We start from the raw sequence: 11,848 nt of genomic DNA, 5'->3' as shown, positions 1-11,848 counted from the left end.
CTGCGGACTGATGAAGGATCGGTACTGAACCCTTACAATCCCTAACGCAAAACCCACGGCTTTATAAACCTCTAACTAAACTTGATAAAACGTAAAACCTGTGTGCATCTTTTTTATCTGTAGCTAAGTTATTGCAAAACGTTGCCCTAAGTAAATTATCTGTGTGCATCCTTCTTATCTGTGGTTAATTATATTTCTGTAATCCCTCCAATACAAATCGAGACAAAATGAAGAAAGATTGATACAAATGCGTATCCCTGCGCAAAGCTAAAAACCGAATCTTTGAAAAGAATTAATTGGAACTAAAACCATTTACTTCCAGTAATAACCAAATCTCTAACCAAATATGAAAAGAAGTTTATTCTCCCGTGACGGCTTTTTAAGCCCGGATTGGTACTTGCTTCAAAAGCTATTTTTGAAAAGCAAAATCCGCTCCGCTATTTTAACCTCGATTACCTTACTCTTATTTTCATTTCAGCTTATTGCGCAGGAACAAAGTACCGTGACCGGTACCGTTACCGACGAAAAGGGTGAAACAGTTGTAGGTGCCAGTATTAAAATTAAGGGTACCAGTACGGGGGCAACAACAGATGCTGACGGAAAATTTAAAATTCAGGTGGCAGACAAAAATGCGACCCTGATTTTTATTTATGTAGGTTATGTCAATCAGGAAATCGCCCTTGCAGGGCGTTCGCAGGTTAATGTTAAACTTAAACCCTCCGATAACGATCTTTCAGAAGTGGTGGTAGTGGGCTATAACACACAGAAAAAGGAAGCCATAACGGGGGCCATTTCTTCCATCAGCAGTAAAGACCTGGAAAAAGTACATGGTGGCTCTACCGTGAGTACGGGCCTTGCCGGTAAACTGCCTGGTGTATCGTTCAGGATGCCTGATGGCAGACCGGGGTCAAGTGCCAACATCCAGATCCGTAACATGGGCAACCCCTTATATGTTATAGATGGGATTCAGCAGGATGCGGGTCAGTTTAATAACATTTCTCCCAACGATATTGAAACCATTAGTGTGCTAAAAGATGCTTCGGCCGCTATTTATGGTAGCCGGGCTGCTAACGGGGTAATTTTAGTAACGACCAAGAGGGGTAAAAACAGTACACGTAATACCTTTAGTGTTGATGCATATACCGGATGGCAGAACTGGGTACGTTTCCCTGAAACAACCGATGCTTACCAATGGATGTTAGGAAAGGCTACCGCAGAATTGAATCAGAATGGCAAAACTGATATTACCCAGGCCGAACTGGATAAATGGAAAGCCGGAACAGAATATGGTTACCAGAGCCAGAACTGGAAAGATATCATCATTGCGCCCAATGCCCCACAATCATCCATTAATTTAAGTGCTTCCGGTGGCAGCGACAAAGTAAATTATTATTTTTCGGGCACACACTTAGATCAAAAGGGGGTATATGGAAAGGCCAGGGAGTTCGATTTTAACCGAACCAATATCCAAAGCAATATTGAAGCTAAAATAACCGACCGTTTTAAAGTGGGGATGCTTATTAATGGCCGTATAGAAAGCCGCGACCAGCCGGGTGTACCGGGTGGAGATGATTATTGGGCCGCCCGTTTTGCTTTATTGAGAAACAGGCCAACAGAGCAGGCTTATGCCAATGGCAATCCTGATTATCCGAACGATATTGGGCATAATACCGAACAGTTCGCCGTGCAAAGTAAAGCCTTAAGCGGATACTGGAAATCAGACTGGAGGGTTTTACAAACCAATTTATCAGCCAGTTATGATACGCCCATCAAAGGATTGGAAATTAAAGGTTTGTATTCTTATTATATCGCGGATAACGTAATCAATGGTCATGAGTATACCTACAATGTATATACTTACCATCCTGAAACCGGTATTTATGAAGAAAAAGTAGGAAGCTCTAATCCTTACAGGGAACGCAGGAACGAAAAGATATACACCAATACTTATCAGTTGCAGGCCAACTATAACCGCACTTTTGGCAAACATACTGTTGGTGCTGTTTTAGTAGCAGAGCGTTTAGATCGTTTCAGGACTTATACTTTCCAGCATGCAGTACCACAAACCAATATTTTGCCTGTTTTGCAGTTTGCAGATATGGACGGGCAGGACTTCGCCGATATTCAGGAGGAAGAAGCCCGTATCGGATATGTAGCCAGGTTAAACTATAACTATGACAATAAATATTACCTGGAACTTTCTGGCCGTAGAGATGCCTCGTGGAAGTTTGCACCCGACAGGCGTGTAGGTTATTTCCCTTCCGCATCCATTGGCTGGAGAATTACCCAGGAGAAATTTATGAAGTCGCTTTTAGGTGAAAGTACCATTTTAAATGATCTGAAACTTCGGGCTTCGTATGGCGTACTGGGAGATGATGATCTGGGTATCGATCCTTTTGCCTACATCCCTGGATACCGCTATAACCAGGGTACTGTAATTTTAGATGGAAAGAATATCACCACTTCAAGGGATAAAGGCCCAGTGATCAATAACCTTACCTGGTTTAAGAGCAAAATTACCGATATAGGTCTGGATTTTTCATTATTCAACAGTAAACTTAGCGGAACTGCCGATTATTTCTACAGGAAACGTACCGGTTTAAAACAGGTTAAAAATGATGTGCTGGTACCAATCGAACTGGGCTACCCATTGGCCGCAGAAAACCTGGAAAGCGATGCGCAGTTCGGAGCCGAATTTGCTTTAAATTATAGAGATAAGATCGGCGAATTCAACTACAACGTTGGTGGAAATATCTCCATCAGTCGCAGGAAATTTTTAGATCAGTACAAGCCACGTTATGGCAACTCATGGGACAATTACAGAAATAGCTATAACCAGCGTTATACCGATATTTTTTGGGGATATGAAGTAACGGGACAGTTCCAGAATATTGACGAAATCAATAATTATAAAGTAAACATCGATGGACAGGGAAACCGCTCTTTATTGCCAGGTGATTTAATTTATAAAGATCAAAACGGCGACGGTGTGATTAATGACCTGGATCAAAGACCGATTGGATATACCACAACAGGCCAGCCAAATATCGGTTTTGGTTTCACCATTGGCGGTTCTTACAAAAATTTTGATTTTACAGCAGATTTTTCAGGCGGAGCCATGTACTCCTGGAACCAGAACTGGGAACAGCGCTGGGCATTTCAGAATACGGGTGCTTTATTGCAGAACTTTGCTGATGACAGCTGGCATCGTGCCAATCCATATGACCTGAACAGCGCATGGATCCCCGGGAAATACCCTGCATTGCGCTTTAATGACGGCGGACACAGCAACTACAACAAAAATTCCACTTTCTGGCTGCATAATGTAAGGTATTTACGTGCCCGTACGCTTGAGATAGGCTATACCATACCAAAAAGATGGGCCGAAAAAATCAAGATTCAAAATGCCAGGGTTTATGTAAATGGTTATAACCTGTTTTCTATCGATAACCTGAGCGATTATGGTGTTGACCCCGAAATCGCAGATGATAACGGTTTACAGTATCCTCAGAACAAGTTTTTTAACATCGGACTTAAATTAACGCTGTAACATGAAAAAGACTAATCAGATGAAAAAAATTATATATGCATTTGCTGCCATTGCCTTTTTAAGTTTTGCGCAGTCGTGTAAAAAAGATTCAGCATTCTTAGATAAACAACCTACCAGTACGCTACCTATTGATGCGGTATGGAAAGATCCAAACCTGGTGCTAACTGTTGTTGGCGATCTTTACGATCGGTATCCGGATTACCAGACCATTGAAGCCTGGTGGACTTTCACCGATTTTGACGAGGGTTTTGCTTCGGCTAGTGGCGATTATTTTCGCCATCAGAATTTAGAGTACGGTTATGATGCCTGGAGATATTGGGATATGGGCACTTATGGTTATATCCGCGACTTAAATATGTTTATTAAACGTGGACAGGAATCTACCGCACTAAAAGCAGAAGACCGTGACCGTTTCCTGGCCGAAGCACGTTTTATCAGGGCTGGAGTATATTTCGAAATGGTAAAAAGAATGGGAGGTGTGCCGTTAATCACAACTGTTCTGGATTATGATTATAGTGGCGACCCAAGCTATCTTCAGTTTCCAAGGGCAAAAGAAACCGAAATTTATGATTTTGTAATTGCCGAATTGGAAGCCGTTAAAAATATACTGCCTGATGATGCGACCGTGCAGAGCAGGGCTACAAAAGCCGCTGCATTAGCCATGGAGTCTAGAGCAGCATTATATGCAGGTTCAATTGCCAAATACAGCAACTCGCAGTTAATGTTACCTGGCGGAGAGGTGGGCATATCATCAAGCCTGGCCAGCCGTTATTATACCAAAGCTTTAGCTGCGGCCAAAGAGATTATAGATGGTGGTAAATATTCATTGTACAAAAAGAATCCTAATTTGTCTGAAAATTTTGCCGCCCTATTTACGGATAAAGGCAGCAATCCCGAGGTAATTTTTGCAAAAGATTTTAAATTAAAAACCAATAAGGTTCATGGTTTTACCATTGATAATCAACCACGTTCTTCAGCCGAAGAAGCGCAGGGCGGGCGTTTAAACCCATCCTTAAATCTGGTACAGTCATTCGAAAAACTAGATAATACCTATGCATCCATGGCTTCGGTTGATGGAAATGGTAATCCGGTATACTATAGCAGTATTACCGATATTTTTGCAGGCCGTGATGCACGTTTGGCTGGAACGGTGATTCTTCCGGGAACACAATTTAAAGGCAAAACGGTTGATATCTGGGCGGGTTATCAATTGGCTAATGGAACAATCATTACCGGAGATAATTTCGGGCAGAGCAAAAGTGAGGTATTGCCAGATAATCCGGCATCTGTACAGGTAGTAGGAAGAGATGGCCCTGTTGATGGATTGGAATTCAGTGCACAATCTGGTTTTTATGTCCGCAAGTATCTGGATCCGGCAACAGGGTCAGGACAGATTGGTACCCGTAGTGATGTTTGGTGGATCCGCTACCGTTATGCGGAGGTGTTGTTAAATGCAGCCGAAGCCGCTTTTGAACTAGGCGATCCGACTACAGCTGCAAACTACATGAAACAGGTAAGAGACCGTGCTGGTTTAACTACAGCTTTAACACCGGCACAAATCACTTTCGACCGTATTGTACACGAGCGTAAAGTAGAGCTTGCTTTTGAAGGACATGAACTTTGGGACATGAAGCGCTGGAGACTGGCTGATAAAGTTTGGAATGGCAGTAACATGTCGGCAGCCGATTTTATTAATGCTACAAATATAGGTAGCGCGACACGCACCAGTACGCAGGTATTTGGCTTGTGGCCCTACAAGTATTATAATCCTGGCAATGCCAACCATTTAAAATATATTTTTAAAGTAATCAAACCAAGCCGCGTAACGGCTGCACACCGGTTCCGTATCGGTAATTATTACTCTTCTATCGGGCAGGATGTGCTTAACGGAAACCCGAAAATTATAAGAAACCCTAACCAATAAGCAGATATAGATATGAAAATTAGATTTTATTTCATGATGGGAGCACTTATTGCCGTACTTTTTGCTTCATGTAAAAAAGATAATTATGATGCACCTGAAGCCGATTTTACCGGACGGATCGTGTATAAAGGTGAACCGATTAGTGTTCAGTATGGTCAGGTGAATTTCGAACTCTGGCAGTCGGGCTTTGGTAACTACGCTGCCCTGAACGTGAATGTAAGCCAGGACGGGACCTATTCTGCCAAGTTATTCAACGGAGATTATAAACTTGTTTTTTCACCTAATCAGGGGCCTTTTTTATGGAAAAAGAATGCTGCTGGTAAACAGGATACCATTGCAGTAAATATTAACGGCAATAAAACCATGGATATTGAGGTAATGCCTTACTACATGATCCGCGGGGCGACCCTCACCGCTGCGGCAGGCAAAGTAAATGCTTTTTGCAAGCTCGAAAAAATTATTACCAATGCCGATGCTAAGGACATTGAAAATGTATCGCTTTATATTAACAAAACACAGTTTGTAGATGGTAGCAATAACATTGCTGCCCAGCAGATTAGTGGTGCAGCCATTGCCGATCTTAATAACCTGAACATGAGTGTAACGATTCCAGGCATTACGCCGACTCAAAATTATGTCTTTGCCAGAATAGGCGTTAAGATTGCTGGTGTTGATGATTTAATTTTTACCCCGGTAAGCAAAATAAGTTTTTAAACTTTCAAAAGGAAATATTTATCAGTCCAAAGATAAATCGTCATCTCGACTGTAGCGCAGCGGAATGGAGAGATCTTTTTACCAGATTATAAATCAAATTTAAAAGATTTCTCCACTGCGGTCGAAATGACGATACTTTCTGGACTATTCACATTATTCCTAAAGGTGATGCTTGTAATTATTAACAGATTATATACCAATACCTTATCTTTATTTAAACATTGCCAATGAAATACATTTACGCCTTTTTTTTCTGTTTTTCACTATGTTTCATTAGCGAAAAAATAGTTGCAAAACCGCTAAATGATACCCTATACCTTGCTGATCCAACCATTTTCGTAGATAAAGGCAACTATTACTTGTACGGTACCAGCAGTGACCGGGGATTTTTGGTTTATGTTTCAAAAGATCTCAAAACCTGGAAAAGAAAGGCAGGAAATGATGGTTTTGCTTTAAAAAAGGGCGATGTCTTTGGCAACAAAGGTTTTTGGGCCCCGCAGGTTTTTAAAAGGAAAAATACTTATTACATGGCTTATACTGCTGATGAGCAGATTGCGGTTGCTTTGAGCAAAAGCCCATTAGGCCCGTTCAAACAGGAAACATTAAAAGCCATCTCAGGCACAGGGAAGCAGATCGACCCATTTGTATTTACCGATACAGATGGGAAAAATTACCTCTATCACGTTAAACTTGATCGTGGCAACCGGATTTTCGTAACCGAACTGAAGGCTGACTTTTCGGATATCATCCCGGAAACAGCACAGCCCTGTTTGACAGGAACTGAACCCTGGGAAAATACGGCTAAAACAGATTGGCCGGTAACCGAAGGACCAACAGTTCTTAAAAAGAACAACGTTTACTATCTCTTTTATTCGGCAAACGATTTCCGGAATCCTGATTATGCGGTGGGTTATGCCACTTCAAGCTCACCGAAAGGACCATGGGTAAAATATGCAGGCAATCCGGTCATCAGTAAAAAATTACTGAAAATAAATGGTACCGGGCATGGCGATTTCTTTACCGATAAAAATGGAGCCTTACAGTATGTATTCCATACGCACCATAACAATCAAAAAGTATCGCCAAGGGCTACAGCTATTATCAAAGCTGTTTTTGTAAGCGATAAAAATGGTAGCTACCATCTGCAGATCGATCACAAAAGTTTTCGCTTTTTAATAGAAGGGATAAATTGATTTAGTATAAATATTAGAAAAAAAATAATTTTAAAAGATTACGAAAATGCAGCAGCCTGAAAAAGACAGGCTTTAAGTTTTAAAAATGAATAAATTAAAAATAAAATTATGGTTTGCATTATGCCTTTTAGTGATTGGCGGATTAAATGCACAAACATTTACCAATCCATTGCTGCCATCCGGCGCTGATCCTTATAGTTATTATAAAGATGGTTATTACTATTACACCCATACCACTGGTAACAGGATAGATCTTTGGAAAACCAAAACCTTAGCCGGTTTAAAGGACGCAGAGCGTAAAACCATTTGGAAAGCACCGGCCGAAACCATGTACAGTAAAGAAATCTGGGCGCCTGAAGTGATGTTTTTAAGAGGAAAATGGTATGCCTATTTTGCTGCGGATGATGGAAGAAACGAAAACCACCGCATGTACGTGTTAGAGAATGCTTCGGCCGATCCGATGAAAGGAGAATGGATATTCAAAGGAAAAATTAGCGACCCCACCGATAAATGGGCCATTGACGGCGATGTGATTGATTTTAAAGGCCAGTTGTATATGATTTGGTCGGGATGGGAGGAAGATAAAAATGGTAAACAGGAGATTTTCATTGCCAGGCTTAAAAACCCCTGGACGGTAGACGGGCAACGCATAAAAATTTCTACCCCAAAATTTGACTGGGAAAAAAACGGTGATTTAGGCGGAGGAGAACATGTTGATGTTAACGAAGGTCCGCAGTTTTTGGTACATGGAGGCAAAATCTTCATCATTTATTCGGCCAGTGGTTGCTGGACCGATTTTTATGCACTAGGGATGTTATCTGCTTCTGCAAAAAGTAACCTGCTTGATCCTGCTTCGTGGACAAAATTTACTGAACCTGTTTTTCAGCAGTCGCCAAAAGATGGCGTTTATGCACCAGGGCATAATTCATTTTTAAAATCGCCTGATGGCAAAGAAGACTGGATCCTATATCACGCCAATGATAAACCGGGCCAGGGTTGCGGAGGTTTCCGTTCACCCCGGGCCCAAAAGTTCTCCTGGAATAGCGACGGAACACCAAATTTTGGTACGCCGGTAAAAGCAGGAGCAGGCTTAGCATCGCCATCAAACTAAAACAAAAACTAATCAGATAATACCGATATGAATTTAAAAAACTATGCGCTATTTGCCGCATTAAGCCTGACCGTCAGCATTGGCTTTGCGCAAAAAACAAAAAAAAGCACCGAAGCTGCAAAAGTCTGGCCTGTAGAAAAGGCCAATGCCTGGTACAAAGAACATCAGTGGTTAACAGGTGCAAACTATATTCCTTCCAATGCCATTAACCAGTTAGAAATGTGGCAGGCTGATACCTTTTCGCCCGAACTGATTGATAAGGAACTGGGATGGGCTGAAGGCATCGGCTTTAATACCTTACGTGTTTTCTTGTTCAGCAAAGCCTGGAGCCAGGATCCAGCGGGTTTTAAAAAGAGAATGGATCAGTTTTTAACCATCACTCAAAAACATGGTATTAAACCGATGTTTGTTTTTTTTGATGATTGCTGGAATAAAACTTCGGCTATTGGCAAACAGCCTGCACCAAAAACAGGCATCCATAATTCAGGTTGGTTACAGGATCCCGGCGATCCGGCTTTTAAAGAAGAGGCCAATTTTCCTGAACTTGAAAAATATGTTAAGGATGTGCTAAGCCATTTTGCCCACGATAAAAGGATTTTGCTCTGGGATTTATATAATGAACCTGGTAATAGTGGAAAGCTGGAGGCTTCCATCCCTTTGCTAACTAAAACCATCGGCTGGGCAAGAGCTGTCAATCCTGATCAGCCCATTTCAATCGGACTGTGGAGCTGGGGTTTTGAAAAGCTTAACGAGATACAGCTGGCCAATTCAGATATTGTAACTTACCATAACTACGAGGCACCGGAATGGCACCAAAGAACCATTGATCTGTTAAAAGCCAGCGGTAGGCCATTAATTTGTACCGAATATATGGCAAGGACGCGAAACAGCCGTTTCGCTAACATTTTGCCGATGTTAAAAGAAGAAAATGTTGGTGCAATAAACTGGGGTTTTGCTGCGGGTAAAACCAATACCAAATATGCCTGGGATACACCGCTTGCTGATGGATCTGAACCAATTGAGTGGTTTCACGAAATTTTTCAGCCAGATGGTACGCCATACCGCCAGGACGAAGTTAACCTGATCAAAAAACTGAATAACAAATAAATGCGTGTCAGTCTGAGCGGAGTCGAAGACCTTAGTTAAAATAAAGATATCTATTTTTCTACAGGTTATCATTTGTCGACTTCAATTGAATAGTCGTCCTCTACTGAAGCGCAGTCAGGAGAGATTTATCTAAAAAGATTTCTCGACTGCGTTGCACTTCGCTCGAAATGACGGTAACTCCGGGGATCTTTCACAAGTATTGCCAAACTAGATTTAAACACTCAAATTTAAACAAATGAATAAAAAAGTATCGCTTATTTTATCGCTGCTGGGGCTGTCGCTATCCCTTTCTGCGCAACAGCAAGACAAGTCATGGTTGATGGTAAAAGGAAAAATCTCATCGCCATGGGCACAGGAAGTTAACCCAAAAAATGTATTGCCAGAATATCCACGCCCTCAGCTGGAGCGTATGGGTAACTGGAAAAACCTAAATGGCCTGTGGGATTATGCCATTTCCGAAAAATCGCAGCGCCCGACCATTAACCAGGGGAAAATTTTAGTTCCGTTTGCGGTAGAATCTGCACTTTCCGGTGTGGGCAAAACGGTTGGTAAAGATAGCCTCTTATGGTATAAAACGGTATTCACGCTTCCGGCGAATATGAAAGGAAAAGAAATTCTAATTCATTTTGGAGCGGTTGACTGGAGAAGCACTGTAAGCATCAATGGCAAAGAAGTAGGTAAACATGAAGGTGGTTTTGATCCTTTCAGCTTTAATATTACACCATTTTTGAATAAAAGCGGTAAACAGACCTTAACTGTAGAAGTTTGGGATCCAACTGACGACGGTCCTCAGCCAAGGGGAAAACAGGTGAAAAAACCGGAGGGAATCTGGTATACACCGGTAACGGGTATCTGGCAAACGGTGTGGATCGAAGCAGTTAATAAATCACATATCGGTCACCTTAAAATCACACCCGATATCGACCAGCAAACGGTTTCAGTTACTCCAGCTATAAATGGTTCAGGGGCAGATCAGATTAAGGTTTCGGCCTGGGATGGTGCAACCAAAGTAGCTGAGGAGGTTGCCGACGGTACGGGCGCAATCATTTTAAAAATAGCCAATCCAAAGTTATGGAGTCCAAAAAGTCCCTTCTTATACGATTTAAAGGTAGAGCTGATGGCCAAAAATAAAAAGGTAGATGAGGTGAAAAGTTATTTTGCCATGCGTAAAAGTTCAATGGGCAAAGATCAGAACGGTATTCAGCGCATGTTGTTAAACAATGAATTTGTTTTTCAGTATGGTCCGCTTGATCAGGGCTGGTGGCCTGATGGATTGTATACCGCGCCAACCGATGCTGCCTTGAAATTTGATATAGATAAAACCAAAGAAATGGGTTTTAATATGATCAGAAAGCACATTAAGGTAGAACCGGCCCGTTGGTATTACTATTGCGACAAAGCGGGTATGTTGGTTTGGCAGGATATGCCAAGCGGCGATTTGGGTAACGGTTGGGAAAACCGTCCGGGTGTTTTAGATCATGGCTCGGATCAAAACAGAACTGCCGAATCAAAAGCTTATTACAGAAAAGAATGGAATGCCATTATTGAAGCCCTTTACAATGTGCCGTCAATTGTGGTATGGACACCTTTTAATGAAGCATGGGGCCAGTTTAAAACCGTAGAAATTGCCAGATGGACCAAAGAAAAGGATCCTTCAAGGTTGGTAAATACGGCCAGTGGCGGTAACTTTCATCCGGTAGGCGATATCATCGATCTGCACAATTATCCGCATCCGGCTATGCCGAGTCCTGAGTATTTTGGAAAAGATTATGCCTTGGTATTGGGTGAGTTTGGTGGACTAGGCCTGCCTGTTGATGGCCACGTATGGCAACAAAAGAATAACTGGGGTTATCAGAGTTTTAAAAATAAAACAGATTTGTTTAACAAATACGCCCAGTTTATGAAACGTTTGCAAGAATTAATCCCGCTAGGGCTTTCTGCGGGCGTGTATACCCAAACGACAGATGTTGAAGTAGAAACCAACGGGTTGATGACCTATGATAGAAAAGATATTAAATTCTCAGAAGCACAGATAAAGGCGTTGCACGACAAATTATACCAGGTTAATGTACCAGTGCAGAAATAAACCTTAAAAAATCATCATCTCGACTGACCTGCCCTTCGTTATATTGGCAGCGTCCACTTGTTCGGTCGTCATTGCGCGGAGGAACGACAAAGCAATCTCTCATACTAGTGATTATAGCCGTAAGATTGCTTCGTCAGCTAAAAAAGCCTTCTGGCAATGACGA

Annotated in this window: 7 protein-coding genes; all 7 read left to right on the top strand. The window is 41.9% G+C overall.

Going from position 1 to position 11,848, the window contains the following annotated elements; translation table 11 throughout:
• Positions 1-346: 346 nt before the first annotated feature.
• Positions 347-3,550 carry a SusC/RagA family TonB-linked outer membrane protein gene (locus DV942_RS07350; protein WP_145856446.1) on the top strand — a complete coding sequence of 1,068 codons (3,204 nt, stop codon included), beginning with the start codon at positions 347-349 and terminating at the stop codon, positions 3,548-3,550.
• A 1-nt stretch (position 3,551) separates the two neighbouring features.
• Positions 3,552-5,474, top strand: coding sequence for a RagB/SusD family nutrient uptake outer membrane protein (locus DV942_RS07345; protein ID WP_244950842.1), 1,923 nt, complete (start codon positions 3,552-3,554; stop codon positions 5,472-5,474).
• Between the two features lie 12 nt (positions 5,475-5,486).
• Entirely contained in the window at positions 5,487-6,188 is a 702-nt protein-coding gene (locus DV942_RS07340; protein ID WP_145856442.1) for a DUF3823 domain-containing protein, read from the top strand.
• 227 nt (positions 6,189-6,415) lie between these two features.
• On the top strand, positions 6,416-7,381 hold the full coding sequence (locus DV942_RS07335; protein ID WP_145856441.1) for a glycoside hydrolase family 43 protein: 966 nt from the start codon (positions 6,416-6,418) through the stop codon (positions 7,379-7,381).
• A gap of 85 nt (positions 7,382-7,466) precedes the next feature.
• Complete coding sequence (locus tag DV942_RS07330; RefSeq protein ID WP_145856438.1) at positions 7,467-8,492, top strand: glycoside hydrolase family 43 protein; 1,026 nt, start codon at positions 7,467-7,469, stop codon at positions 8,490-8,492.
• Positions 8,493-8,519: 27 nt separating this feature from the next.
• Positions 8,520-9,599: a glycoside hydrolase 5 family protein gene (locus DV942_RS07325; protein ID WP_145856436.1), complete on the top strand. Its 1,080-nt coding sequence runs from the start codon at positions 8,520-8,522 to the stop codon at positions 9,597-9,599.
• 235 nt (positions 9,600-9,834) lie between these two features.
• The gene (locus tag DV942_RS07320) at positions 9,835-11,685 is read left to right on the top strand and encodes a glycoside hydrolase family 2 protein (protein ID WP_145856434.1); all 1,851 of its coding nucleotides are present in this window, start codon (positions 9,835-9,837) and stop codon (positions 11,683-11,685) included.
• Positions 11,686-11,848 lie beyond the last annotated feature (163 nt).

Origin of the sequence: Pedobacter suwonensis (genome assembly GCF_007833675.1) — a bacterium.
Classification (GTDB): domain Bacteria; phylum Bacteroidota; class Bacteroidia; order Sphingobacteriales; family Sphingobacteriaceae; genus Pedobacter; species Pedobacter suwonensis.
This window is presented reverse-complemented; position numbering and strand designations above follow the sequence as displayed.

Coding starts and splice junctions, on each gene's coding strand:
- DV942_RS07350 (WP_145856446.1), top strand. CDS start 347: ATGAAAAGAAGTTTATTCTCCCGTGACGGCTTTTTAAGCCCGGATTGG.
- DV942_RS07345 (WP_244950842.1), top strand. CDS start 3,552: ATGAAAAAGACTAATCAGATGAAAAAAATTATATATGCATTTGCTGCC.
- DV942_RS07340 (WP_145856442.1), top strand. CDS start 5,487: ATGAAAATTAGATTTTATTTCATGATGGGAGCACTTATTGCCGTACTT.
- DV942_RS07335 (WP_145856441.1), top strand. CDS start 6,416: ATGAAATACATTTACGCCTTTTTTTTCTGTTTTTCACTATGTTTCATT.
- DV942_RS07330 (WP_145856438.1), top strand. CDS start 7,467: ATGAATAAATTAAAAATAAAATTATGGTTTGCATTATGCCTTTTAGTG.
- DV942_RS07325 (WP_145856436.1), top strand. CDS start 8,520: ATGAATTTAAAAAACTATGCGCTATTTGCCGCATTAAGCCTGACCGTC.
- DV942_RS07320 (WP_145856434.1), top strand. CDS start 9,835: ATGAATAAAAAAGTATCGCTTATTTTATCGCTGCTGGGGCTGTCGCTA.